Origin of the sequence: Lacticaseibacillus yichunensis, assembly GCF_003946405.1 — a bacterium.
GTDB lineage: Bacteria > Bacillota > Bacilli > Lactobacillales > Lactobacillaceae > Lacticaseibacillus > Lacticaseibacillus yichunensis.
Map to the genome: position 1 here is coordinate 77,755 of NZ_RHOG01000001.1, position 24,511 is coordinate 102,265.

General features: G+C 55.3%; 27 protein-coding genes and 1 pseudogene. 7 read left to right on the top strand and 21 right to left on the bottom strand.

What is annotated here, in order from left to right; translation table 11 throughout:
- Nucleotides 1-17: 17 nt before the first annotated feature.
- From EKM95_RS00305 to EKM95_RS00320, 4 genes are all read right to left on the bottom strand, one after another.
- The gene (locus tag EKM95_RS00305) at nucleotides 18-683 is read right to left on the bottom strand and encodes a histidine phosphatase family protein (protein WP_125695836.1); all 666 of its coding nucleotides are present in this window, start codon (nucleotides 681-683) and stop codon (nucleotides 18-20) included.
- A gap of 121 nt (nucleotides 684-804) precedes the next feature.
- The gene (gene efp, locus EKM95_RS00310) at nucleotides 805-1,362 is read right to left on the bottom strand and encodes an elongation factor P (RefSeq protein ID WP_125695837.1); all 558 of its coding nucleotides are present in this window, start codon (nucleotides 1,360-1,362) and stop codon (nucleotides 805-807) included.
- A gap of 262 nt (nucleotides 1,363-1,624) precedes the next feature.
- Nucleotides 1,625-2,083 (bottom strand): GNAT family N-acetyltransferase, encoded by a 459-nt coding sequence (locus tag EKM95_RS00315; protein ID WP_125695838.1) that lies wholly within the window; start codon nucleotides 2,081-2,083, stop codon nucleotides 1,625-1,627.
- Nucleotides 2,076-2,933, bottom strand: a complete 858-nt coding sequence (locus EKM95_RS00320; protein WP_125695839.1) for an aminoglycoside 6-adenylyltransferase — start codon at nucleotides 2,931-2,933, stop codon at nucleotides 2,076-2,078. Before EKM95_RS00320 ends, EKM95_RS00315 begins: the two co-directional genes overlap by 8 nt.
- Nucleotides 2,934-3,034: 101 nt before the next feature.
- Between EKM95_RS00320 and EKM95_RS00325 the strand changes: the two genes are divergently transcribed.
- On the top strand, nucleotides 3,035-3,826 hold the full coding sequence (locus tag EKM95_RS00325; RefSeq protein ID WP_164510023.1) for a Cof-type HAD-IIB family hydrolase: 792 nt from the start codon (nucleotides 3,035-3,037) through the stop codon (nucleotides 3,824-3,826).
- A gap of 36 nt (nucleotides 3,827-3,862) precedes the next feature.
- Here the strand turns inward: EKM95_RS00325 and EKM95_RS00330 are convergent, their stop codons facing one another.
- The 4 genes from EKM95_RS00330 to EKM95_RS00345 all read right to left on the bottom strand — a co-directional run bounded on the left by EKM95_RS00330 (nucleotide 3,863) and on the right by EKM95_RS00345 (nucleotide 7,002).
- A complete protein-coding gene (locus EKM95_RS00330) occupies nucleotides 3,863-4,744 on the bottom strand; it encodes a metal ABC transporter solute-binding protein, Zn/Mn family (RefSeq protein ID WP_125695841.1) in 882 nt (293 codons plus the stop codon).
- A 158-nt stretch (nucleotides 4,745-4,902) separates the two neighbouring features.
- Nucleotides 4,903-5,211: a hypothetical protein gene (locus EKM95_RS00335; RefSeq protein ID WP_125695842.1), complete on the bottom strand. Its 309-nt coding sequence runs from the start codon at nucleotides 5,209-5,211 to the stop codon at nucleotides 4,903-4,905.
- A 67-nt stretch (nucleotides 5,212-5,278) separates the two neighbouring features.
- Entirely contained in the window at nucleotides 5,279-6,142 is an 864-nt protein-coding gene (locus EKM95_RS00340; RefSeq protein WP_164510024.1) for a PTS sugar transporter subunit IIB, read from the bottom strand.
- 122 nt (nucleotides 6,143-6,264) lie between these two features.
- Nucleotides 6,265-7,002 (bottom strand): GntR family transcriptional regulator, encoded by a 738-nt coding sequence (locus tag EKM95_RS00345; RefSeq protein ID WP_225423091.1) that lies wholly within the window; start codon nucleotides 7,000-7,002, stop codon nucleotides 6,265-6,267.
- A gap of 325 nt (nucleotides 7,003-7,327) precedes the next feature.
- Between EKM95_RS00345 and EKM95_RS00350 the strand changes: the two genes are divergently transcribed.
- Entirely contained in the window at nucleotides 7,328-7,882 is a 555-nt protein-coding gene (locus tag EKM95_RS00350) for a GNAT family N-acetyltransferase (RefSeq protein ID WP_164510025.1), read from the top strand.
- A 63-nt stretch (nucleotides 7,883-7,945) separates the two neighbouring features.
- Here the strand turns inward: EKM95_RS00350 and pcp are convergent, their stop codons facing one another.
- The 3 genes from pcp to EKM95_RS00365 are packed head-to-tail and all read right to left on the bottom strand — an operon-like array spanning nucleotide 7,946 to nucleotide 10,197.
- Nucleotides 7,946-8,593, bottom strand: coding sequence for a pyroglutamyl-peptidase I (pcp, locus tag EKM95_RS00355; protein WP_125695846.1), 648 nt, complete (start codon nucleotides 8,591-8,593; stop codon nucleotides 7,946-7,948).
- Between the two features lie 18 nt (nucleotides 8,594-8,611).
- The gene (locus tag EKM95_RS00360; RefSeq protein ID WP_125695847.1) at nucleotides 8,612-9,526 is read right to left on the bottom strand and encodes a DUF979 domain-containing protein; all 915 of its coding nucleotides are present in this window, start codon (nucleotides 9,524-9,526) and stop codon (nucleotides 8,612-8,614) included.
- Complete coding sequence (locus EKM95_RS00365) at nucleotides 9,526-10,197, bottom strand: DUF969 domain-containing protein (RefSeq protein ID WP_125695848.1); 672 nt, start codon at nucleotides 10,195-10,197, stop codon at nucleotides 9,526-9,528. The genes EKM95_RS00360 and EKM95_RS00365 overlap by 1 nt, the downstream gene beginning before the upstream one ends.
- Before the next feature lie 302 nt (nucleotides 10,198-10,499).
- Here EKM95_RS00365 and EKM95_RS11580 point away from each other — a divergent pair, with 302 nt between their 5' ends.
- On the top strand, nucleotides 10,500-10,676 hold the full coding sequence (locus tag EKM95_RS11580; protein WP_164510026.1) for a hypothetical protein: 177 nt from the start codon (nucleotides 10,500-10,502) through the stop codon (nucleotides 10,674-10,676).
- Nucleotides 10,677-11,092: 416 nt separating this feature from the next.
- Here the strand turns inward: EKM95_RS11580 and EKM95_RS00370 are convergent, their stop codons facing one another.
- The 4 genes from EKM95_RS00370 to EKM95_RS00385 form a co-directional block, all read right to left on the bottom strand.
- On the bottom strand, nucleotides 11,093-12,043 hold the full coding sequence (locus tag EKM95_RS00370) for a zinc-binding dehydrogenase (protein WP_125695849.1): 951 nt from the start codon (nucleotides 12,041-12,043) through the stop codon (nucleotides 11,093-11,095).
- A 22-nt stretch (nucleotides 12,044-12,065) separates the two neighbouring features.
- On the bottom strand, nucleotides 12,066-13,034 hold the full coding sequence (locus EKM95_RS00375; RefSeq protein ID WP_164510027.1) for an amidohydrolase family protein: 969 nt from the start codon (nucleotides 13,032-13,034) through the stop codon (nucleotides 12,066-12,068).
- Nucleotide 13,035: 1 nt separating this feature from the next.
- Nucleotides 13,036-13,491, bottom strand: a complete 456-nt coding sequence (locus EKM95_RS00380) for a MarR family winged helix-turn-helix transcriptional regulator (protein WP_125695851.1) — start codon at nucleotides 13,489-13,491, stop codon at nucleotides 13,036-13,038.
- A gap of 211 nt (nucleotides 13,492-13,702) precedes the next feature.
- Nucleotides 13,703-16,000, bottom strand: coding sequence for an ATP-binding cassette domain-containing protein (locus EKM95_RS00385; protein ID WP_125695852.1), 2,298 nt, complete (start codon nucleotides 15,998-16,000; stop codon nucleotides 13,703-13,705).
- A gap of 144 nt (nucleotides 16,001-16,144) precedes the next feature.
- On the opposite strand from EKM95_RS00385, the gene EKM95_RS00390 reads away from it, so the two are divergent.
- Nucleotides 16,145-16,558 carry a winged helix-turn-helix transcriptional regulator gene (locus EKM95_RS00390; RefSeq protein WP_125695853.1) on the top strand — a complete coding sequence of 138 codons (414 nt, stop codon included), beginning with the start codon at nucleotides 16,145-16,147 and terminating at the stop codon, nucleotides 16,556-16,558.
- A 56-nt stretch (nucleotides 16,559-16,614) separates the two neighbouring features.
- Here EKM95_RS00390 and EKM95_RS00395 read toward each other — a convergent pair whose 3' ends face one another.
- Nucleotides 16,615-17,304 carry a 2,3-diphosphoglycerate-dependent phosphoglycerate mutase gene (locus EKM95_RS00395; protein WP_125695854.1) on the bottom strand — a complete coding sequence of 230 codons (690 nt, stop codon included), beginning with the start codon at nucleotides 17,302-17,304 and terminating at the stop codon, nucleotides 16,615-16,617.
- Between the two features lie 226 nt (nucleotides 17,305-17,530).
- On the opposite strand from EKM95_RS00395, the gene EKM95_RS00400 reads away from it, so the two are divergent.
- Complete coding sequence (locus EKM95_RS00400; RefSeq protein WP_125695855.1) at nucleotides 17,531-17,740, top strand: hypothetical protein; 210 nt, start codon at nucleotides 17,531-17,533, stop codon at nucleotides 17,738-17,740.
- Nucleotides 17,741-17,941: 201 nt separating this feature from the next.
- Here EKM95_RS00400 and EKM95_RS00405 read toward each other — a convergent pair.
- Both EKM95_RS00405 and EKM95_RS00410 read right to left on the bottom strand, forming a co-directional pair.
- Nucleotides 17,942-18,985: pseudogene (locus tag EKM95_RS00405) on the bottom strand (AI-2E family transporter); the annotation flags it as partial.
- A 108-nt stretch (nucleotides 18,986-19,093) separates the two neighbouring features.
- The gene (locus tag EKM95_RS00410; RefSeq protein ID WP_125695857.1) at nucleotides 19,094-19,792 is read right to left on the bottom strand and encodes a class A sortase; all 699 of its coding nucleotides are present in this window, start codon (nucleotides 19,790-19,792) and stop codon (nucleotides 19,094-19,096) included.
- Between the two features lie 255 nt (nucleotides 19,793-20,047).
- Here EKM95_RS00410 and EKM95_RS00415 point away from each other — a divergent pair, with 255 nt between their 5' ends.
- Nucleotides 20,048-21,421, top strand: a complete 1,374-nt coding sequence (locus EKM95_RS00415; protein WP_225423093.1) for an MFS transporter — start codon at nucleotides 20,048-20,050, stop codon at nucleotides 21,419-21,421.
- A 57-nt stretch (nucleotides 21,422-21,478) separates the two neighbouring features.
- Here EKM95_RS00415 and sfsA read toward each other — a convergent pair whose 3' ends face one another.
- Nucleotides 21,479-22,201, bottom strand: coding sequence for a DNA/RNA nuclease SfsA (sfsA, locus tag EKM95_RS00420; RefSeq protein ID WP_125695858.1), 723 nt, complete (start codon nucleotides 22,199-22,201; stop codon nucleotides 21,479-21,481).
- Between the two features lie 124 nt (nucleotides 22,202-22,325).
- Between sfsA and EKM95_RS00425 the strand changes: the two genes are divergently transcribed.
- The gene (locus EKM95_RS00425) at nucleotides 22,326-22,946 is read left to right on the top strand and encodes a helix-turn-helix domain-containing protein (protein ID WP_125695859.1); all 621 of its coding nucleotides are present in this window, start codon (nucleotides 22,326-22,328) and stop codon (nucleotides 22,944-22,946) included.
- Between the two features lie 39 nt (nucleotides 22,947-22,985).
- On the opposite strand, the gene EKM95_RS00430 is transcribed toward EKM95_RS00425, so the two are convergent.
- Both EKM95_RS00430 and EKM95_RS00435 read right to left on the bottom strand, forming a co-directional pair.
- Complete coding sequence (locus EKM95_RS00430) at nucleotides 22,986-23,846, bottom strand: aldo/keto reductase (RefSeq protein ID WP_125695860.1); 861 nt, start codon at nucleotides 23,844-23,846, stop codon at nucleotides 22,986-22,988.
- A gap of 185 nt (nucleotides 23,847-24,031) precedes the next feature.
- Complete coding sequence (locus tag EKM95_RS00435; protein ID WP_225423095.1) at nucleotides 24,032-24,499, bottom strand: universal stress protein; 468 nt, start codon at nucleotides 24,497-24,499, stop codon at nucleotides 24,032-24,034.
- Between the last annotated feature and the right edge of the window lie 12 nt (nucleotides 24,500-24,511).

The following is a 24,511-nucleotide window of genomic DNA, read 5'->3' on the forward strand; positions in this document are numbered from 1 at the left end:
CTTCGCCCACTGTCAACTCACTTTTTCGAATTATTTTGAATAAAATCAGACAAATCCGCGGCAGGCAGGCCCCAGTAGCGCCTTTCAAAATTTTTCCCGTCCAGCGTGACGAGTTTCGTGACGGTCGCATTTTTCACGATCTTGTGGTGGCGTAGGTCGGCAAATGGGACCCCGACCAGCGTGTTAAGTAGCAGCAAAAAGATGATGCCGTGGCCCACGACCAGAATCTTGCCAGTCGGATAGGTCGCGCACGCCGTTTGAATCACGGCCAGGCTCCGCGTCAAGGCGGCGCGATAGGTCTCGCTGCCGATCACCGAAGCGACCTCCGCATCAAAGCGCACGGTATCGGTCATGTAGATCGCAACGCGCGCGTCATCATTGACTTCTGCGACAGTCCGACCATCCCATTGCCCGAGTTTCATCTCGCGCAGGCCTGCAACTGGCTGAAGCGGGGTCCGCGCGCGAAATTGATTGCTGGCCATGATCCAATTGGCGGTCGCCACCGCACGCGGCATGCTCGAAGCTAACACCTGGGTAAACTGGACAGACGAAAGCGCCTGACCGACTTCCTGCGCCGCGGTGACGCCAAGTTTGGTGAGCGGCGAGTCGCTGAGGCCACCGTTGAATGCCTTACGCCGATTGATCGTGGTTTGGCCGTGTCGCACAAAATAAAATTCAGTCATATCATGCCTCCTGACGCCAATTATACCGCAGCGAAAGACTTGCGTGGCGAGTTCCCCGGGGGCACTGCGCACCCTACAAAAAAAGAGCCGCACTTGGCAGCTCTTTTGCAAAACCAGTCTCTTATGCGCGCTTTTGGTAGGTGCCGTTTGCGGTTGAGACGGTGATGGTCTCGCCGTTTGAGATGAAGTCTGGCACGTTGACGACCAGGCCAGTCTCAAGGGTGGCTGGCTTGCCGCCGCCTGTCACGGAGCCGCCTTTGATGCTTGGCTGGGTCTCGGTGACTTTCAGGTTGACCGTGCCCGGCAAAATGATGCCGATGACTTCGGTGCCGTAGAATTCGATTTCCACCTGCATATTTTCCAGCAGGTATTTTGCCTCGTGCTCGATGCTGGCGGTTGGCAGTTCATATTGCTCAAAAGATTCCATGTCCATGAAATAGGCCAGGTCATCTTGGGTATACAGGTACTGAACAGTCTTGGTGACCATTTCGGCCAGCTCGATCTTTTCGCTTGGACGCATCGTGGTCTGCACGGTGGAGCCGCTGCGAATATCGTAAAGCTTGAGCTGCATCAAGGTGTTGCCTTTGCCTGGCTTGTGGTGATTGCTTTCAAGGACCTTGATCAATTTACCGTCTTTTTCATAAGTCATGCCTGCACGCAGGTCGATTGCTGTCGTCATTGGATGAAACTTCCTTTCTTGTGGGCCGCGCCCACGTTCACTTGTCTTGTCCGCACACACTGCCCACTACAGGCGGCGGAAGCGGCATTACGAGGGCATGTCCCAGCCCAGAAAAATACATGAACATCGACATGCTCCTTCCCGGCATCCGAGCGCCGGATACAAACCGATTATACGTGAGATGGCGCCGCTTTACCAGTTGCGGAAAAATCGGCTGAATGAAGTCCGCATTGCGCGCGAAAAATAGCGCGTCGCCCTGCCGTCATCCTGCGGCCGCTGTTTTGTCCAGCACCATATCCACATGCGGAATACCGTCTTCCAGATAAACATCGGAAACGGCCCTGAAGCCAAATGAGCCATAGAAGGCTTGCAGATACGCCTGGGCCTGAATCTTGACCGGCCGCGCGGGATAGCGTGTCGCGAGCTCACTGAGTAGCGTCCCCACAAGCAAGCGACCAAGCCCGCGACCGCGCGCCGAACGTACCACCAGCACCCGACCAAACGAAATGGCCTCCGCATCGTCATGTGGCACGATGCGGCCATAAGCGACCAGCGCCCCATTTTCGCGCAGCATGACATGGACCGCCCGGTAGTCTTTGTCATCGACTTCCTGATACGGACAGTTTTGCTCTACAACAAAAACACGTACCCGCGCGGCCATGATGGTCAATAATTCCGCCGGCGTCAGGACCGCCGTTTCCTTGATCTCGATTTCAACCATTCAACTTCTCCCACAGTGTCTCGTCCGCAAGCCAATCGACAAATTGATGCTGGGTCGCGGGCAGCCGTTCTGGCAGGTCCAGCGCCAAACCTGCGGCCAGATCCGGCAATTCGCTGTTGTACAGCGCGATGGCGTGGATCAAGCTGGCGCGCGCGTTGGCCAGACTGTTCTGATGATACGTGGCAGCCACCGCTTTTTGCTCCGCAAGACTCAGGCTGTGCCACACGAATTTTCCAGAGACCCCCGCATCGAAGCGTCCCCCGCGGGCAAGACTGGCGCGCCAGGCAAACAGCCGAATGAGCTCTGGGCGCACATAGTGGTTGAATTGTTCGTTGGCGTACATCAAGTTGCCTCGGGACAGGCCCTTGATCACATTCCCGGCGCACCAATAAAACTCGATGATGCGGTCGGTGAACAGCGCCTGATCCGGCAGGCCGATAAAATGACTCGCCGCGCTGGTCGGCCGCGGGGCAACTTTGCCCAACCCGCGCCGCCAGACGATCGCGTTCAGCGTGTCATCTGCCAAATACGCCGCCTCGTCTTCGGCCGGGGCCATCTTAAAGTCCATGCGCATGGTTCCGGAATAACGCGTCAGCCAGCTATACCAGGTGCTCGTGTTGGGTCCAAAAATGGCCTCATCTTTCAGATACTGCACATTTGTCGGCTCGCCAAGCAGCGTGAGCCACTGCCAGCCAGCCGTTGAGTCCAACTTGTCGACAAACACCGTCACATCCAGATCCGTCCAGCGGTCGCCAGCCACCTGGCCATCATTGGTCGACCCTTCCGTGCCCACCGCCACCACGTTCTCATCCAGTGCCGCCTGGTTCAGAATCCGCTCAAGTGCATCCACCTTATCAGCTCCTCAATTTGTGTTTGACTTTGACTGCTATTCTATCACTAATGATGAAACCGCTCTCGCCTTGTGGTATCATCGTGCCCGAGGTGAAACCAATGATCAAATTATTTGCGGCTGACATGGACGGCACCTTTTTGCGCCCCAGCCAGGACTTCGACGAGGCCCGCTTTGCCCGCATTCAAGACGCGATGCGCAAAAACGGACAGATCTTCGTCGCCGCCAGTGGCAATCAAAAGCCGCGGCTTCAACGTATTTTCAAAAACTTTCCGGCGACTTACTTCGTGGCCGAAAATGGCGGGGTGGTTGCCGGGCCTGAGCGAACCTTTGCCATCAACGCGTTTTCCGACGACATCGCGAAAAAACTGATCGAGATCGTGATGCCGCTGCCGGATTGCCATTTACTGCTGGCGACGCCGGACATGAGTTATATGCTCAGCCGCGAGCCGGAAGAGGTGATCGCGGGGCAACATGAATGGTGCCCGCATTTGACGGTGGTCGATGATTTCCTCCCCGTCGCGCATCAAGTGGTCAAGGTGATGGTCAACTGCCGCGCAGAAGACACGGAGCCGCTGATGGCGCGATGGCAGCGCGAAATGGCGGCGTTTGCCAATCCCACCTCAAGCGGGCGCGGCGACATCGACATCATCCCCAAAGGCGTCGACAAGGCAAGCGGACTGCGGGAGCTGGGGCGGGCGCTCGGCATCCGCGAGGCCGAGATGTGCACATACGGCGATGGCGGCAATGACATTTCCATGCTCGATGCCGCTGGCCGGGCGGTGGTGATGGCCAATGGTAGCGAAACGGTCAAGCGCCACGCCGATGTGATCGCCCCGTCAAATCAGGATCAAGGCGTACTCAGCGACATGATGCAAGTGCTGGGGCTGTGACGCGCCACAGGAAAAAAGGCCACGCTTTTGCCGGCCTCAAAGAAGTTTCAGATCAGCCAATGCGTCGTACTGGCTCATCATCCAACTGATATAAGTTTTTCCGGCGGGCAATGTCTCGGTCACTTTGAGGACCGGCACGCCCGCTTTTTTGGCGCTGGCGGTCGCTTCATCGACCACGCGGCTGTCGGCTTGGGTATTGATGACAAAAAAGGCGACGCGATGCTGGGTAAACGCGCGTTGAAGCCCTTCGACATCCTGCGGCGACGGGTCGGTGCCATCCTCGATTGCTTTGGCAAAATGGCCGGCGACCTCGCGAATACCGAGGGCGTCCAGGCTGTAGCCCAAAACCGGTTCCGACTGCGCCGCAGCCTGTCCGCTCAATTGTGTTTTCAGACGCGCCACCAAGGCCGTAAGCGGAGCCAATTTTTTCAGATACGCCTTGGCGTTGGCCGCATAATCATTGGCATGCGTGGGGTCCAGCTTCGCAAAACGGGCGGCCAGCGCGTTTGCCAGTTTCGGCATCGTGGTCGGGTCGTACCACAAATGCTCGTTGGCGCCGTCTTTTTTCTTGAGCAGCTGCTCGCCGACTTTCAGATAATCGGCGGTTTTATCGCCCCCTGCCACGACCCGGTCCATCCAGCTGTCATAACCCAGCCCATTTGCCAAGATCAACTTCGCGCCGGCAACCTCTTTGGCCACCGCCGTTGTCGGTTCGTAATCATGCGGGTCGATGGCCGGGTCATCGATCACTGAGACCACGCGCACATGATCGCCGCCAACCGCTTTTGCAACCTCACCATAAAAATCCAGCGTAGCGACGACGGTCATTTTGCCGTTTTGGGCTTGCGGATCGCCGCATGCGGTCAAGAGTAGCAGCAAGACTGCTGCCATTAGCCAAGTGAGTCGTTTTTTCATCAGCGTGCCCCCGTTTCGTTATCTCTACTATACCAAACGTTGGCCCTGCGCATCGCCCGACTTTGGCTTTGGCACAACGGCCTGGCAAAGCGCAAAAAAAGCCGCCATACGCCAGAAAATTGTCTGGCGCATGCCGGAAAAAAAGAGTCACTTGGTTTGCGTTAGCCCAAAATGCCTTGAAACATGCCTTCTTCAAGCCAGGCCGCAATCAACCGTCCGGCGACCAGCTGACCCGAATCAGTGTCCAGCGCGGGCTTCACCGTCTGGATCAACCGCCCCAGCGTCCGCACCGAGACCGCATGTTCAGCCACGGTCTGACCAAGCATGAACTGGTTGAGCTGGTCGATCTCATCGGCCGTGAAATCATAGTCCAAGTACACCAGCGAGCTGGAATGGACACGCATTTTTTCGCAAAGCCGGTCCAACACATCTTGGACCAGTGCCATTCGCTCATCATTTCGCTTGCTCATCTTCGCGGCTTCCTTTCTCTTTCAGTATAGCTGAGGACGCCGGGAAAAACACCAATCAATACTCGCATCAGGCATACCAGCTGAAAATGCCAAAATGCTTGCGCACCCGCGGCGGCGGTGGCGTCTCAAAGCGCGCCACCGAAACGCCAGAGGTCGCCTCGGCGACAAGGTCCACCTCTAGCAGAAAATCCAGCAGCTGATCAGCCAACACATGTGGATCCGCTTTGTCGTTCAACAAGTCCATGGCCAACCGCCGACTGGGAATGCGGTAATCGTCATACCATTGCGGCTGCCGGCGCGCGTGCGGATTTTGCTCAAACAGCACGACGCCATCAACGCGCCGCGCGACTTTGGCGATCGCATCATTTTTGAAGACCGCGCCAAACAGCATCCGCACGTCAAAGTCACGTTGCGGGTGAAAATCATACAGTGCATCAATATCAAATCGCTCACAAAGCGGCATGATCCCACGATTTTTCAACAGGGTGAGGGCCTGCTGGAGCTTCTTGCTTTGGCTCGCGGTGCCGTACACCAGCAGCTCCAGGTCCTTATCACCGCGCTTGCTGCCAAACGCGAAACCGGACTGATAGCCGTGCATCAGATCCAGCGTGATCAGCACCCCGCGCAACAGATCGGCGCCCTTGACCGCATCCATCATGCCAAACAGGCGGCCGGGAATATCCGCGACCACAATGGGATAATCATGGAGCATCTGCTTCAAAAACGGCGTGCGGTAGCGGACCTGTGGCGCCACAAGCACCGCATCAAACACCGTCCCCATCTCAAACGCCGTGTCAGGGCGAATCGCCCCTTCTCCACCATACGCAAAGTTGAGGTCGGCGCGAAAATCCGTCGGCCGCGTCAACATCGCCTGCGCATCGGTAAAACTAGCTGAGAGATTGGGGTCATGCTGCTGAAACCCCGTCGCCATTCGCTGGCAAAATAGGCTAGATGAGCCGCCTCCTGCACAACACACAAAGATATTCACCGCGCGCCTCCTTTCGAATAATGTCCAGCAAAAAAAGCCGGGGTTCGGCGCCGCCAGCTCTCATTTTAGTTCTGATTGATATCCAGCACCGTGTACGAGCGGTTTCGCGCCAGATTGCGGCTGATCGAATACTCGATGTTTTGTCCCGTCGTCAACCAGACCACCTGTTCCACTTGAAGGACCGGCTCGCCTGCTTTGCCGCCCAGATTATCGATATCCTCTTGGGTCGTCAGAGTCGCGCCAATTCGGCGATAGGCGCCGCCAAATTTGAGGTGCAGGTCGTTATTGATGTAGGCATAGATCGAGTGCTCGAGAATCTTGTGGGTAAGATTAGGCACCATTTTCACGCGAAAATAGGTGTGCTCAATGATCCACGGCTCACCATCGATCAGGCGCAACCGGCGAATGTCATACACAGGATCATCCGGGCCGATCACCAACTGTTTTTGAACCTTCGGCGAAGGAAAAGTGATGTCGAACTTCAAGATTTTCGAACGGACATGGGCGCTTCCCACCAACTTGGTCAGGCCATCAAACCGCTCGGCCGGCGAGTCTTCCCCATTTTCCAGGGCGATACCAAGCACCACAGTCCCGACTCCGGATTGCTTGTAGATCAAGCCCTCCTGAGCCAAGCCGTCCAGCGCCTTTTTGATTGTCAGGCGGCTGACGCCAAATTCCTTGGCTAATGTATTTTGATCCGGCAACAGGCTCTTCGGCGCATACGCATGCTCTTTGATTCGCTTGCGCATGGTGGCAGCGAGCTGTTGATATTTTGGTAGACTCACGACGTTGATCCCTTCCATTTCACGAAACACGAAACCGCATTCATAATGATTATAACCTAGTATCAATGTGAAATGAACTGAAAAAGCAAACAAAGTATAGCCTTTCGCTGCGGAAACCGCCATTAGTTTGAGCCGAGGTTTCCCTGATGGGAGGCAGCCGGCGCGGGGGCGGCGATCCGCTCATCGCTTACCCTTGTCCTGGCGAAAAAAGACATGCGCGTGCTTGCACTGCTCTCTACACGCTGGCTTGTCAAAAGTACCCAGATATCAAGGAACTTTGTATCGCGGCTCTGGAATCGTTTATAATAAAGCCAATATGTGCCGTGAGAAAGGACGTGGGAGAATGCGGCTGACATACGCACCAGTCATTCGGCAAATGAAGGATTATCCGCTGATCAAGCGGCTGTACTTCAGCGCTTTCCCCGCGGCGGAGCGCGCCCCTCTGCGCAGCTTGTTGCGAGCGGCGCAACGGCCCGGCAAAGAATTTTTCGCCTATTACCACGACCATCAGTTTGTGGGTTTCAGTTATCTGGTCACATCTGGCGATCTGGCTTACCTGATGTTTTTGGCTGTGGATGACAAACTGCGCGGCAAAGGCTATGGCAGTCAGATCTTAGAGGCCGTGGCGGCTGGTCGTCCCACTGCCCGCCTCTTGCTCAATACTGAGGTGCTCGATGCGGATGCGCCAAACGCGTTGACGCGCCAGCGCCGCCGGGAATTTTATGAAAATAATGGTTTTGTCTCCAGCGGCTGGCAGGTGACAGAGTTCGGGGTCGATTATGAACTGATGTGTCGGCCGGGTCGGGTCAGTCCAGATGAATATCGTGACCTGACCAAGAAATATGCAGGCTGGAAATATTTTCTATTTCACCAGCAATTTGCACGGCTGGGCAAATAAAAGCGCGCATCCTCATTTGGGGGTGCGCGTTTTTTTGAGCTGAATGGATCTCGGGTCCGGGTCCTATGCGATAGTCCCTTCAACGGTCTCGATGTCGCCTTTGCCATCGCGGTCCACAATGGCGCCGATTGCTGCGGTCAGCCCGCGCACCATGTCTTCAAGCGCCATCGAAGGCGTCTCGGGCCGAGCCACGACCTGTTCCGGCAAGAATGGAATGTGGATGAAGCCCGCCTTGATGCCTGGGAAGAACTTGTCGCGCATGTACTGGACCTGATACATGATGTGGTTGCAGACATACGTTCCCGCCGTGTTCGACACCGCAGATGGCACGCCAGCTTCGCGAATTGCTTTGGCCATCGCCTTGATCGGCAGCTGGGTGAAATAGGCCGTGTCTCCATCCTCGTGAATCGTGTGATTGAATGGCTGATAGCCCGCGTTGTCAGCGATGCGCCCGTCGTCGAGGTTGATTGCCACCCGCTCCGGCGTAAGGCCAAACCGCCCGCCTGCCTGGCCAACATCCAGCACGTAATCCGGCTGCTCTTTTTCGATTGCCGCCTTTACCACATCGGCCGAAATGTTGAACTTGGTGGGAATCTCGAGCTTCACGATCTGGGCGCCGTGAATCTCATCGGGCAGGCGTTTGACAGCCTCGATCGCCGGATTGATTTTATCCGTGCCAAACGGATCGAATCCCGTCACAAGAATTTTCATGATCATGTCCTCTTTTCGTTAAAATGCCAGGAAATACATCAGCGCGATCTGCACCACCAGTAAAATGATCGCAATTGGCGCCTGTTGCTTGATGACGCCCATCGGATCTTCCATTTCCTGAAGCGCGACAGGCAGGCTGTTGAAATTCGCCGCCATCGGAGTCAGCAGCGTCCCGCAATAGCCCGCGGTCATGCCGATCGCCGCAACAGTCGCCGGGTCGCCGCCTTGCGCGATGACAAACGGAATCCCGATCGCCGCGGTGATCACGGCAAACGCCGCAAACGCGTTGCCCATGATCATTGTGAACAGTGCCATCGCGACACAGTATAACACGACCCCGACCAAATGATTGCCGGCCGGTAAGATCCCGGCAATCAGCTTCGCGGTCAAATCGCCAACGCCGGCCGCGGTGAACACCGCCCCCAACGTCGCGAGTAGCTGTGGCAAGATCCCAGGGGCCCCCACTGAGCGCACCATCCGTTGCGTGTCCGTGTACACCATTTTGGCCGGCGCCTTGGTCATCACGATCACAAGCAAAAGCGCCGTGATCGCACCGATCCCGATGCCGACCTGGCCGCCGAGCGCCGTGAACTGGGCGACGCAGATCGAGACGACCGCCATCACGATGCTGGGCAGAAAAATGCGCCAACCAAACTGTTTGGCAGCCGCCTCCGCCTTTTCATCATCGATCTGCGGCAACTTGCCGACCTGAATCTGTTTGAACAGCGCGAGCGCCCCGATCACAATGATCATCGCGCCGATCAGCCAATGCGGCATGAAATTGCCCAGCGCAAAGATCAGCGCCAGTAGCCACCAAAATGTGCCAGTCCCATAGCGGGTTGGATTATCTTTGGCCTTGAACGCCTCGGTACCGGCGACAGCCATCAAGATCCCAATGAGGGCATACAAAACGATCAATAAGTTGTCGACCATTATGCCGCCCCCTTCGTCGCTTTAAAACGCCGATCGAATAAGACGTTATAAATATAGACAATGACCAAAGTGACCAAGGCCACCGGAATCGACCGCGTCACGACCTGAATCGGCGTGACCGTGTATTTCAACGATTCCATCGTGCTCGAGATCAACAGGACCGACCCCGACGCCACGAACAGGTTCTGGGCAAAAAAGTTCCCGAAATTATCGACCGCTGCCGCACGCCCCTTGATCAGGTCGATGTCTTTTGGCGTCAGCTTCCGCCGAACTTCAGCGGCGGCCGTCACCATCGGCGTGATCAGCGGCCGGACGAACTGCACCTGGCCAGACAGCGAGATGCCAAACACCCCACCGAGTTCGCGAACCGCCAGATACAAATTGAGGATCCGGCTCGGCGTCATTTTTTTCAGCTTGCGAATGCCGTTGACAGCCACTTCCTTGAGCCCATAACGCTCCGCCAACCCAATCATCGGCAGCGTCAGGAAAAATAATGACACGGGCCGGTTCGTCATAAACGCGGTCCCTAGGGTATTGAGCAGCTCCATCACGCTCATCCCGGAAAAAAGGGCCGTGACGATCGCCGACACCACGACCACCGCCGTTGTATCCCATTTCAGGGCAAAACCGACGACGATGATCACAATGCCGAGTAGTTTGAGGTATTCCATCTTGCGTGCGCCTCCTCAGGCAGTTAATTATCTTTACGATACGCGAAAGGCGCTGCCTGCGTCAAATCGACCGCAGATAACGCCTTCTGTTTCAGAAGCCTGGCCAATTTGGGATGACTAGGTAAATTGTGCAATTGCGCGTAGAACGTCTCCGTTCGTTTGCCTTGCGAATCATGTCCCGTTAAAGAAACCAACAATCTTGGAAAGACAAATGCCGCCGTCCGTTGTAAGCCTTTTCTTGTGAGAGCATTATAAGGGTGCTCAATGTCGCGTAGATGGGTAATAACGAAAGGAGGGGCACTATGAATTTGATTAAATGGTATGTAGCGGGCTTTATCGTCGTCATAGGCGCTTTCTTCATAGACTTTGACGGCTTCGTTGCGATAGGGGAGGTTGTTATACGCGCCAGACTGGATATGGAGAAAAAAGGGCGGTGGCATCGCGCACTCAAGGCCGTGATTCTCGGAACCTATCATTGAACACTACAGTCCAAGACACTCAAGCGATTCTTTATCGTTCAAGAAAGCTTTGGTGACAATCAATACGGTTAGATCACAGCTTTGTGGCTCTGGGCCAAGTAGTGCTGAATGATTGTCTCATTGTTAGGCAGGCGCCTCATTTGAGGGGCCTGCTTTTTTGCGCTGTTTCAACAACTATTCAACACTACTGGGCAGATCCAACAGCCCTCAACAAATGCTTGAAGCTGGCCATGAACAGATACCGAAAGCAAGGCGACCGCTGACACATTGAAAATTCAGCGGACTTTCCAATTTTTCAACGCCTCGACACAAAGGTCAGCAGAGGATTTGTGCCCGGAGAAAAAAACTATCTTATTGATTGCACAGAGATCAAGGCTGTCGCGTCAGTCTTCGCAGGCGCCACGGCCAACAATTATTCAAGGCAAAACAACAACTTTCCCAAAGCTCTCCTGACTGTCCAAAAATGCTTGTGCCTCGCCTGTATGGGCCAGGTCAAAGACTTTGGTCGGCGTCGTGTCGATGTGGTGTGTCGCGATCACGTCCAGCATCGCCTGTACATTTTCGGCATTGGCCGAGTTCGAGCTGAAATTGGTCAAATAGGCACCACTTGGAATCGAGAAGACCTCAAAATCTGGCACTGTCCACTCGCCGCCCAGCTCACCGGTCATGCAGCAAATGCCGCCAACCGTGAGCAGTGGCAAGGAGTTCATCAAGGTCTTCGGGCCGACCAACTCAAGAATCGCATCAAAGTGCCCATCTGTGGCCAGCTGCCCCGCCGTTTCCAAGATTGCGTCATCAAAGCCGACCTCACGCAACCTTGCCAGCTTCTCGGGCTTGCGGGTCGACCCAGTCACAACGATTCCCGGGTTCATCGCTTTGGCTAGCTTCAAGGCCGCCACGCCAACACCGCTTGTGGCCGCCCGCACCAGCAGCGTTTTCGCCTGCGTGATCTTCATATTCAACAGCGACCCGTACGCGGTGAAAAAGGTCTCAGGAATCGCCGCCAGCTCTGGCCAAGGCAGATTCGTCTGAACTGGATAGAGCTGCTTGTTTGGCAGTAGCGCATATTCCGCGTAACTGCCGTCGAAGTCGCGCCCCATGCCGCCCATCAGCGAGATCACTTTTTGACCGATCGGCAAGTGCGCGGGATCGCTAGTCGCCGCGATGAGACCGACCCCCTCGATGCCCAGAATCCGCGGAAAAATGACAGACGGCGACCACCCGTTGCGGGTAAAAAACTCCGAGCGGTTGATGCCAAATCCTTTGATCTGAACCAAACTCCAGCCCGGCTTCACGGTCGGTGTTGGCACGTCTTTGAGCTGCAGCGCTTCTGGCCCGCCGGCGTTGGTAATGACAATTGCTTTTATGAATTAGGACCTCCCTCGTGGATTATAACTTGAACAATTTTTCGGCGGTGCCGTGCGCAAAGGCCTCACGCTCAGGCGCGCTCAGTTCAGCATTCGCGACAAATTCCGCAACGCCGCCTTCTCGCTTGATGTATGGGTAATCCTCGGCATCCAGCAGATGATCAGCGCCCATTTCCGCCTTGACGAGCGCGAGTTGTGGCGCGGTGTACATTCCCGATGGCGTCACATAGACCTGGCGCTTATAATACGTGGAAAATGGCTGGCTTAAGCCACTGACCTTGCCAAATTCGTCGAGCCGCTCAAGAAACATCGGCACAAATTCGCCCCAGTGACCGGACACCAATTTCAGTTTCGGATGCTTCTCCAAAACGCCACCGAAGATCAGCCGCACCATCTGAATGCCCTGCTCCTGATGCCAGCCCCACGCGGCACCCGCCAGCATCGTCGCCATCAGCGGAGAATAGCTGTTGCTGTCATACAGCGTCGCCTTTTGCGTGTCGGTGATCACGCCCGGATGCAAGTACAGCGGGACGTCCAGCGCCTCAGCTGCCGCGAAAATCGGGTCAAACCGCGGGGCATCCAGAAACTCCCCGTTCACGGAGCCGCTGATGAGTCCGCCTTTAAGCCCCAGCTTGGTCACGGCACGGGTCAGCTCGTCTGCGGCCGCATCCGGCAACGCCGCGGGCAACACAGCCAACCCGGCCAGACGATCCGGATACGCCGCAAGTCCTTCTGCCAGCGTGTCATTTTGCTCGCGGCTCGCCGCCACCACCATGTTGTCGGGCAACACTTGCGGGGAGTTGCCGGCATCCGAAATGACCTGCATCGCGATACCATTTTTATCCATATACGCAATACGGCCGGCAAAATCGGTCAGGTCGTGATTCAGCGCGTCTTGGTGCGGGTTGTTGTTCGGCACCTTGGAATACTTCTTGAAATTCTGGACGTTGGCTTGTGTATCAAAATGCTCTTCAACTGTGATGATCTTCATATTAAGACTCCTTATCTGTGTCGCCATGCAAACGGCTGATGCTCTGTAGCGCGGCCAAAAAGCGCTGGGCGTCAAAGCCAGGCACCGCTGGGCCAACTTCTTCTCGAAGCAGCCGTTCTTCCGCATCGAGCAGCGCCCGAATCTTGGGATACAGCACCTCACCTTTCGCCGTCAGCGTTAGGAGAAATGCCCGTTTATCGCCGGGATTGGGGACTCGCGCGACCAGCTCCTGCGCTTCCAGTTGCTTGATTGCCCGGGTGACGTTACTGGGATCCAGAAACTCCTTGGCGACCAGATCTTTTTGCGTGATGCCAGGCATCTCATGAATCTTCAGGAGAAAAATGTACTGGCTCGCGCTGATTCCTAGTTCGGCCAATTGTTGGCCAAGATGCTGGCTGATTTGCCGGCCCGCGATCACCAGCCATTTGCTGATGGCAGTCTCGTCGGTCTCTTGCATGTAAACACAACCTTTCTCAACGCCCACACTATAGTCTGATTTATTTGCGTGCGCAACTAGGTCATCGTCGAAGTATGCCCCGCCCAAGAACGCGAGCTGGATTCAAAAAAGTCGGACCCGCTGCGCAACAGTTGCGCATAGGTCCGACTTTTTAGTACCTCTCATTTTTTCCGTGCCATGCGAACGGCACCTCCGCGGCCCGATGCGCCCATTAGCGCGCCGCATTTCCCCGGTCCGCTTCCTGCTGAGCCAACTGCTGGCGCAGCGCCACCCCGGTTCTGGAGTCCTCGTGCTGCATGCTGGCTTCGGGAGTCCCTTCAAAACAGATCTGCCCGCCGTATTTACCGGCGTCCGGGCCCATATCCACAAGCCAATCCGCGTGACTGATCAACGCCAAATTGTGCTCGATCAAGATCAACGTATTGCCTCGTTCGACCAATGTCTCAAACAAGTCGATCAGACGCTTGGTGTCGTTCAAATGCAGCCCCGTCGTTGGCTCATCGAGAAAATACAGCGACCCTTGGTGATCCAGCTCCATCGCCAGCTTGACCCGCTGCACCTCACCCCCTGATAGCGTCGTCATGCCTTGGCTCAGATTCAGATAACCAAGCCCGACCCGCTCCAGGAGCTGAACCTTGCTATCGATTGCCGGCACGTCCTTAAAAAAGTTGAGCGTTTCGCTGATCGACATCCCCAGCACTTCCGCAATGTCCTTGCCGTGATACTTGTACTGCAAGGCTTCTTGACTGTACCGCTTGCCGCCGCATAGTTCACAACGCTGGATGACCGGATCCATGAAGGCCATTTCGGTGATGGTCACGCCCTTGCCCTTACACCGGGGACACGCGTTTTTGCCGTTATAGCTGAAAAGTTGGGGTGAGACCTGATTGGCATCCGCAAACAATTTGCGCAGCGGATTCAAGATGCCAAGATACGTGGCTGGCGTCGACCGAATGTTGATGCCCACCGCGTCTTGGCTCAGGTCAATATAATCTTGATCAGCGACTTTGTCTTTGATCGCCCGAACCAGCGTGCTTTTCCCAGAACCAGCCGGCCCGGAGATCACGGTCATCACACCTTCAGGAATGCGGGCGCTGACATCGTGCAAATTGTGGTTGGTCACATGTGCGACGTCAAGCCAATCCCGCGCGACTCGCGGCTTTTGTAACGTCAAGGGCTCCCGCAGCATTTGGCCGGTGATAGTATCCGAGGCTAATAGCGCCTGATACGTGCCGGTGAACGTGACCTCACCGCCGCCCTGACCGGCTTTTGGCCCGATCTCGACGACATAATCCGCCGCGCGAATGATCGCCGGATTATGATCAACCAAAACGATCGTGTTGCCCTGCGCCTTGAGCTTGGCCAGCGAGCGCGTGATCAGCTGAAGATCATGCGGATGCAGGCCAACACTCGGTTCGTCGAGGACATAGACCAGATCCGACAACGAGCTCGTCAAAAACTTGGCGATCTTGATGCGCTGGGCCTCACCACCCGACAACGTGTCCGTACCGCGATCAAGCGAGAGATAGCCGAGTCCAATGTCCACAAGCGCTTGGACCTTACTGCGAAGCTCACGAACCATTGTCACAGCGACCGGGTCCTTGATCGTGGCCAAATACTGCAAAACAGTGACCAGGTCCATGGCCCCCACTTCCGCAATATTTTTGCCTTCGATCGTCGCCTTTAATGCGTCTTGGTTGAGCCGCGACCCGTGGCAAACGGGACAAGGCTGCCGACTGACGATCTTGGCCAACGCGGCTTGATGATGCCGACCTGAAGCGCTGTGAATCACAGACCGCATCATCCGCGGGACAAGGCCCTCATAGAGCGCAGTGCGGCCCCACTCCGCCGGTGGATTCTTGAGTTTCTGGCGCGGGGCATGCATGAAGAGGTCATATTCCTCTTTCGTATAATCCTTGATCTTTTTATCGAGATCAAAAAGGCCGCTGTCGCCATATTCACTCCAGCGCCATGTGCCTGGCTGAAACCCAGCAAACGTCATCGCGCCTTCGTTCAGCGACTTCTCCGGATCGATCAGCTGTCGTTCGTCGACCATATCGACAAAGCCTAAGCCCTCACAGTTTGGACACATCCCCTGCGGCAAATTGAAGGAGAACCATTCGGAGTACCCGACCCAAGGCTTTCCGACACGAGAAAACATCAGGCGCAGCACCGAGTAAATGCCCGTGTATGTCGCCACCGTCGACCGGGCATTGCGGCCGATCGGTTTTTGCTCGACCACGATTGCGACAGGCAGATGATCGATCTGATCGACATCGGGCTGACCGTATTTTGGCAAATACTGCTGCGTGAAGCTCGGAAACGTCTCGTTAAGCTCACGCCGCGAAACCGCCGCCAGCGTGTCGAAAACAAGCGAGGATTTGCCCGCGCCTGACAAGCCCGCAAACACCGTCGTCTGATGCTTGGGAATCGCCAAGTCGATATTTTTTAAATTATTTTCTCGTGCGCCATGAATATTAATGGCGCCATCTGCAAATAGCTCTGTCATGTCGTCCCTCCTCTACCTGTTGACACAAAAATCGTGGCCACCCCGCGGCTCTCTCGCAGCCGGCGCTCACGTCTGTGGTATCATTATGATACCATCTCGACGAATTGCAATAAGGCACTTTCAGGATACCTTAAGGAGACGCTCATGACAGATGTTGTACGGAAACAGGTGCTGACGAAGCTGACTCACGGCGATTACAACTGTGAAAAGGAATTCACGCTCGCGATGTTCAGCGGCAAATACAAGCTGGTGATTCTGTGGGAGCTCGGCCATGTCAAAAGCATGCACTTCAACGAGCTGTTCCGCGTCATCGATGGCGTGACGAAAAAAGTGTTGGCCGGCCAACTCAAGGAGCTCGCAGCCGATCAATTGATCTTACGCGACGCCTACATGGAAAACAACCGGGAGCTGGTCGTCTATCGTATCTCGGACCTCGGACAAACGCTCCTACCGATCATTGATCAAATGTATCAATGGGGCAAACAGCGCGTGCAGGACTACCAGATTCCCGCCAGTTTTAAGCTTGCCGTGGAAAACGATCTGCCAAAGGCGCCCTGATCTCAGGAATAAAAAAACGACCGCCAAAGTTCGCGGTCGTTTTTGCTTGACTGAAATTAGTCGAGCTTGGTCTTGTCGGTGACCTGCAGCTTGTCGTCGAAGGTATAAACAACAGGCTCGCCAGTCGCCATTTCAAGATCCATGATATCATCATCAGAAATGTTTTCGATGTACTTGGTCAAGGCACGCAGGGAGTTACCATGCGCGGCGATGATGACGTTCTTGCCAGCCAACAGATCTGGCGCAATGTGATCTTCCCAGAAAGGAATGACACGTTCAAGGGTGACTTTCAGGTTCTCGCCACCAGGAATGATGCGTGGGTCCAAGTTGGCGTAACGACGATCCTGAGCTGCAGAACCTTCGTCGTCAGCGGACAAAAGTGGCGGCAAAGTATCGTACGAACGGCGCCAGATGTGAACCTGCTCGTCGCCATACTTGTCGGCAGTTTCCTTCTTGTTCAGACCCTGCAGAGCGCCGTAGTGACGTTCGTTCAAACGCCAGGTCTTCGTTTCAGGAATCCAGAGCTGGCCGGAGCCTTCCAGTGCATAGTGCAGCGTCTTGATCGCACGGGTCAAAACAGAAGTGTAAGCCTGGTCGAATTCAAGCCCTGCAGCCTTGATCAATTCACCGGCGTGCTTTGCTTCCTCAACACCCTTGTCGCTCAGGTCAACATCGACCCAGCCAGTGAACTGGTTGGACAAGTTCCATTGACTTTGGCCGTGACGGATCAGTACCAATTTTGCCATCTTAGAAATTACCTCGCTTTTAAGATTTGTCAGTCTGCTGACGGTTTTACATCTATTTATAATACATCATTTCAGAAAACTTTGCATTGAGAATCAGGGAAGGGTGCGAAGCGGGGCGCATAGGGATGAGCGGCTAGTTTGGCTTGGGCACTACAGCGCACTTCGCTTCGCAAAAACGCGTCCCCCCGTCAACATTCCATGATATAGTTACTTCCGGAGGATCATTATGCGAAAAATCTGGTTCGGGGTCGGCGTTTTGTGGCTGGCCAGCATTGTTTATTTTCTGATCTACGTGAATAACCCTGCGTTGCGCACCCTCGTTGATACGACAGGCTTGTGGGCCGGGGTCCATGTGGCGGCTGATTTTGCGCTGATCGGCGGCGGCATCGCCTTGATCATTCACTTCATCCGCAAATTTGTGCACCATGACGATTGAATCAAAAAATCGGCCGAGCGCAGCAACACACCTGCCTCAGCCGATTTTGCCAACCAACTGGTGATTGACTTACTTTGATTCTTTTTCGTCCGTCTTCGGTTTCGCCGAGGCGGGCGTTTTTGATTCCGGCGACACGTCCTGCGACTCAGGGGCAGTTGCGATCGCATTTTCCGTCTGCGCATTCACTTCGGTGGCCGGATCCTCCGCCGGGCGCGGCAGGTCCTCCACCAGTGACTCGCTTCCTGAAGCTTTTTTCACCCCAATGATGTCAAGCAAGAAGGTGAAGATTGGGATGCCCACGATCAGGCCCCAGGTGCCAAACAAGCGCTCGGCGACCAGCAGGATGACGAAGGTGAAAAACACGGGCAGGCTGGTGCGGCTGCTCATGAACTTCGGATTGAGCACGTACGCTTCCAGAATGTGAATCACGATGATCATAATGACGATCGTGATCACCCCTTGCAAGCCATCGACGGTGAACGCGATGATCGCCAGCGGCACGACCGATATGATCGCCCCGGCCACCGGAATCAGCGACAGCAGGAAGACCATGATTGCCAAACTTGGGACATTCGGCATCTTCATCACCAGCAGTGTGACAGTTGTGATGACGGTATTAACGATGGCGATGAAGATCTGCGCCTCAATGACCACCCCAAAGGTATCAATGAATTTCGTCGCAAAATAGTGCAGATCCGCGAACAACCAGCCAAACGGGGATTTGATAAAGAGGTTGCCGAAGCGCTTCAGCTCATCGATCTCCACGGTGAAAAAGAAGCTGAGCAAAAAGGCCAACAACAGCGTGACGCCCATGGCCCCAACGTTGCTAGCATATTCCAGGACCGTTTTGACCCCGCCTTCCAGCTGGGTGCGCAGATTGAGTGACTGCACGTTTTTCAACACCCACTGCATCGCCTGATTATGGGCAAATTCATCGCTGTAGTAAAACTTCTGCACCGAATTGAAAAGTGCCACACTTTGCCGGATGATCGCCGGCACATAATGGACCGCGGCGTACGACAACCCGAGCAGCACCGCGAGATAAAGCGGCCCGACCACCACGACTGGGCGAATGTGGACGTGCCGGCGAATCGCGTTGACCAAGCGGGTACACAGAAAGGCAAAGATGAACGTCAATAAGATGATGCTCATCACGCTGCGTGCGAGCCACAAGATCAGCGCCACCCCAGCAAGCACGACCGCCCGCCGCAATGGGATATTACTGATGAATTTGCGATAAGTCATTTCGGACTCCTCCCTTGACACCCGGTTATTATAGCAGAGCTTCGGCCAAAAAAAATACATCCTGCGCCGGAGTGCGGGATGTATCCAAGCTTATTTGTGAACGCCTCATCAATCGAAAACGCGAAGGGTACTGCTGGTGGCCTTGGTCGTCTTAGTCAACTCGCCTTGGACCACAATGCGGTGCGTCTCCCCTTCAGTCGGCGAGGCACAGGTGATCAGCGTCAACAGCTTTTTCCCAGGCACGTCTTCGATCCACTGGACCTGCGTCTCATACACCACCGTCTTCGTCGTCACGCGGTACGTGTAGACCTTGGACATGTCCGTGATGTACATGTTGTCGCCTTTCTCAACGCCTTTCAACGGGGAAAATAGGACGCCACTGGCCGTCATGTAGTGGCCCGCCAACGCATAATTGCCTTCGCCCATTTTCTGGCCGGCGTTCATCGTGCCTGCCCCTTGCGACAAGTTTTCGTTGGCCAGCCCAAGCAGGATCGGTAGGCGCATCTTCACGGATGGAATGGCGATCTTACCGATGCCGTTCACCTTGCTGGTCGTCGCCTTGCCGACGGTGGCAACATCGAGGGCCTTGACCGATTTGAAATCGAAGTTGCCCTCTTTTTTCTCATTCTTCTTGACCGTTTCCTTGGAAATGGTCTTCATCGTCGATTGGCCCATCCAGTTGACGACAAACAATTTGATCTGCTCGTTGAACACCAGCGCCAGGCCAACGACCAGCCCCAGCACAAGCAGTGTGCGCCAAAGCCAAGTCTTGCCGCGCGTGTGTTTTTTATTCTTGCGATCCACCATCCGGGCCACCGTCCTCTCGTAAATGTATTGTACACGTGCGGCCGCCTTTGAACAACTTTGTAGCCCATGTTCGGACGCGGAATTCGCGTACCCCTTGTTGTCTATAAACTAGCATGTTTGCTTACTAAATACAAGCGTCTGGCATTTTTGATTTTGAACCGGTTACATTGCACCGCCACCTTGTGCATCAAACTAGAATGATTATAATTAAAGTTAATGTTAGGGCGACCTAATGACTAAGAGGAGTTGAGTGGTTTGACCGAAACACACGCACCATCGTCGCATCGTGCCTTCATCGCGACCTTACTGACCGGCACTTTTTCAATGTCTATTTCTCAATCATCGCTGAGCACCGCCTATCCCACTTTCATGAAAACATTTGGGCTCGGGGCGGACACGATCGCCTGGCTGACCACTGGATTCATGCTAGTCATGAGCCTGATGATTCCCGTCTCCCCGTGGCTACTCAACAATGTGCCCTTTAAACGGTTGTTTCAGATCGTTGTCGCCATTTTCGGCCTCGGCACCGCCCTTTGTATCTGGGCACCCAGTTTTACCGTCCTATTGGTTGGCCGGTTGCTGGAGGCGCTGGCGGTCGGGATTCTTTTTCCCAGCTACCAAACGGTGATGTTGACGATCACGCCGCAGGAAAAGCGCGGGGCCGTCATGGGAACGGCGGGACTGGTCATGGGCTCGGCCCTGGCAGTCGGCCCGATCATCTCGGGTGTGTTGCTTCACTGGTTTGCGTGGCAGGCGCTGTTCGTCGTCTTTCTCCTCGTCGCGCTCGGCGTCTTTCTCGCCTCGACTGTGACCATCACCGATGTCATGCCGCTTCATGTCTCGCGACTGGATTGGCTGTCAGTGGTGCTTGCCGCCAGTTTTCCGGCCTTGCTCTATGTGCTGACCGTCGCGACGAGCCGCGGGTTCTCCTGGCCGCTTGCGCTTTTGCTCATCGTGGCCGTGCTTGCGGGCATCTGGTTCATTCTGCGTCAATTGCGAGCCACACAGCCGCTGCTTCAGCTCCGCGTTTTTGCCACGCCAATGTTTACGAAATCAGTCCTGATGACCGGCATCTCCTATATCGGCTTGATCGTCACGACTATTGTGATGCCGCTGTATTTTCAGAGGGTGCTTCATGAAAACACGCTGGTCTCTGGCCTGTCGCTGGTGCCGGCCGCGGTCCTTCTCAGTTTGCTTAATCCGCGAGCGGGCAAAATGCTTGACCGGCTGGGACCACGGCTCGTCGTGACCACCGGCATGGGCTTGATCACTGTTGGATTTGCGCTGATGGCCCTCCTTGCTGGGCGCATGACCCTCCCAATGGCGATCATCGGGGCGATGATCACCGAAGCCGGCAACGCGTTTGTCATGATGCCATCCGTCACTGCAGGTGCAAACGCGTTGCCCAAGGGCTTGATCTCAGATGGCACCGCCGTCACCACCACCGTGCGCCAGCTTCTGGGCTCAACAGGCGTGGCCGTGGCGACCCTGATTCTCCAACAGGTCCAAGCGCTGTCGGGCAGTTTGATCACTGGTTTTCATGTCACCTTCTTGGTTTTTGCCATCGTCGGCGCGGCGGGCCTTTTACTCGGATTGACGATGCCAGGTAACCAGGTCAAGGCACGATAAGGAAAAAGCGTCAGCGTCGTTCCTGCCACATTGAGGCGTGACAGGCGACGCTGACGCTTATTTTTCGACTTCAATAAACTTGCGCGCCAGATCGAACTTGATGCGATGATCCAACTCGATCAAGCCGGGTCCCGTCTGACAACCGATTGCCAGCACCTTGACCCCTGCGGCCTGCGCCTGGGCGACGGCAGTGGTCAGCTCTGGGAACCGCTGATCATAGATCGTGCAGCTTGCGATACCCGGAAGTTGAACCACCAGCACGAGATAGCTTGCGATACCTTGCTGAACCGCGCCGGTCAACGTGTGTACATGCTTGAGCCCGCGTTCAGTCGGCGCATCCGGAAAGGCGGCGTGCTTGCCATTGGCCAATGTGACGCCCTTCACTTCCGCCAGCCACGCGCGCCCGCGAGCATCTTTACCGGCAAAATCAATGCGTGAATCGCCAAAGACTGTCTCCGGATGAACCTCATAGGGCAAAACCATCCCCGGCAATTTTAGGCTGCCCGCAATCAGCCCCGCCCGCACAACACGATTAGGCGCTAAGCTATCGATATTGATCCACCGGCCGTCGCGGCGCACCGCAAGCACATCCCAATGCGTCTTGCGCTCGGGGTTGGCCGCGGGCGCCACGCTGATCGGCGCACCGGGCCGCAAAAGCTCTTTGTTCCGGCCGGTATTGCTAAGATGAGTGGCCACGATCTGATGGTTGAGCGCGACCATCACCGTAAACCGGCTCACACGCTCGATGACATGGCCCACTTGAACATTCTGATAGCGCATCACGCACCTCCCGCCTCACTATACCATGGATAATTTCCCGGGCAATAACCCGCGCAAAGGAACTCGTCTTTCATTGCCGCCAGCCGCCGCGTAAATTAATTTTCGAAAGCGAGGGGAAACAACCATGTCGATCGGACCACAATTGAAAAATGCGCGCACGACCCAACAACTCACGCAGCAACAAGTCGCCGACTCATTAAGCGTCACCCGCCAAACAATCTCCAGTTGGGAGACCGGCCACAGCTATCCGGACGCAGGCAGTTTGATCGATTTGAGTCGACTTTACCAGCTCTCGTTGGACACGCTGCTCAATGAGGACGCCGACCTAGTCACAGACATTCATAGACAATCGGCCGTTTTGCACCGCATCAAAAAGGTGTCGCGGTTGAGCCTTATCGTCGATCTGATTTTTCTCATCTTGATTCTTGGTGACATGTTGCATTGGCCGGGCATGGCAATGGGCGAGATCAGCTCGTGGCTGATCGATGCGCTGATTATCCTTGACCTAGCTATCATGGCCCACATCGACCGCAGTGAGCGCCTGTTGCGACGCCTCCCCGATCCCCCGCGAATCATTCGCCAGACATTTGTGATTGCGTTTCTGGGCGGCGTCGCATATGCAGGCCTCTTCCTGCTGATTGGCGGGCCTTGGTGGCTCTGGGCCATTATCGGTTGCGTTCTGCTCACACTGTTGGTGATGCGGCTCCTGCATGGCATTCGCCAAGCCAATTGCCAAAAAAGCTGAGCGGAAGTTTTCCGCCCAGCTTTTTTGTTAGCCGCAAGATCACCAGGTCGTGGTGTCTGGATCCGTGGCCAGTCCCGCGACGCCACGCAGGCCATCCAAGGTCTTCATGTCTTCGGCCGAAATACTGAAGTCAAACAACTCCGTATTTTGCCGAATGCGGTCTTCATGAACCGACTTGGCCAGTGGCAAGAAGCCGTGCTGCAAGGACCAGCGCAACAGGACCTGGGCCACAGACTTGTCATAATGCCCCGCCACTGTCGCCAGGCGCTCATCGCCCAACAACTTGCCGGTGCCAAGCGGGCTGTAGGCTTCGTTCAAGATCTTGTTCTTGTCGTTCATCGCCGTCACTTCAGGCTGCAGATCAGACGGGTTCAGGAAGATCTGGTTGACCGCCGGCATCACAGAGCCAGTCGCGGTGATCACATCCAGGTGCGCCTGACGGAAATTGGAGATGCCGATTGCCCGGGCCTTGCCAGCCTTGTAAATGGCTTCCATCCCGCGCCAGGTGTCCGCGAGACTGTCCGGATAGCTGTCACGCGCGCTCACCGGATTCGGCCAGTGGATCAGATACAGATCCACATAGTCGAGGCCCAGCTTGGTCAAGGACGTATCGATAGCTTGTTGGCTCAGGTCAAAACTGTGGGCGTTGTTATTCAGCTTGGTGGTCACAAACAGCTCGTCGCGCTTGATGCCAGATGCCTGGATGCCCGCGCCAACCGTTTCCTCATTGCCGTACATGGCGGCGGTGTCAATGTGGCGATAACCAGCCGCGATCGCAGCTTCCACACTCTTTTGCGCGACATCACCATCTGGCGTTTGCCATGTGCCAAACCCGACGACCGGAATCTCGACCCCATTGTTCAGGGTAAACGTGTCTGTCATACCATTCAATTCAGTCATATGCTGTCTCCTTTGATGTGATAACGACTTATTGCTTGTCATAAGTAAGTATAGCAATATCAACCGCTTGATGCGAAGCAAACCGGCTGGTAGTTTTGACCTAAATCGATGTCGGGTTCGTCTCGGCTCGGCAAACCAGGAGCTATCTCACTAAAAAAAGCCGCCGCAGCGACTTTTTTCTTATATCAGCGAACGATGATGACCGAGGCGTTGGCCTCACGTGCAATCTCGCTTGCGACATGACCAATATGCAAATGGCCACGGGCTGTGTGCGAGCCGACGATGATCAGATCTGGATTGAAACTTGGCGCGATGTCTTCCAAGATCACGCGGGCCGGTTTGCCCTCGCCGATCAGTGGCTGCACGTCTTGGACGCCAAACGCCTGCGCTTTTTCAACATATGTGTTCAGATGGGCCACGATCTCGCTGCGCCGATCACTCAGCATGTCCGGTGACAGCGATTGATAGATGTTCAGATCGCCGGTCTCAAGGACTGAGACGATGCCCAACGGGACTTCATAGACCTTTGCAACGGTACATGCATAATTGAAAGCCTTGTGGGACGAATCATCGTCGTCATCGTCAACTGCAAGGAGCAGTCGGGAATAATGCATCGACTCGACGACAAAATCTTCTTCTGTTTCTTCTGCCATGCGATGATCCTT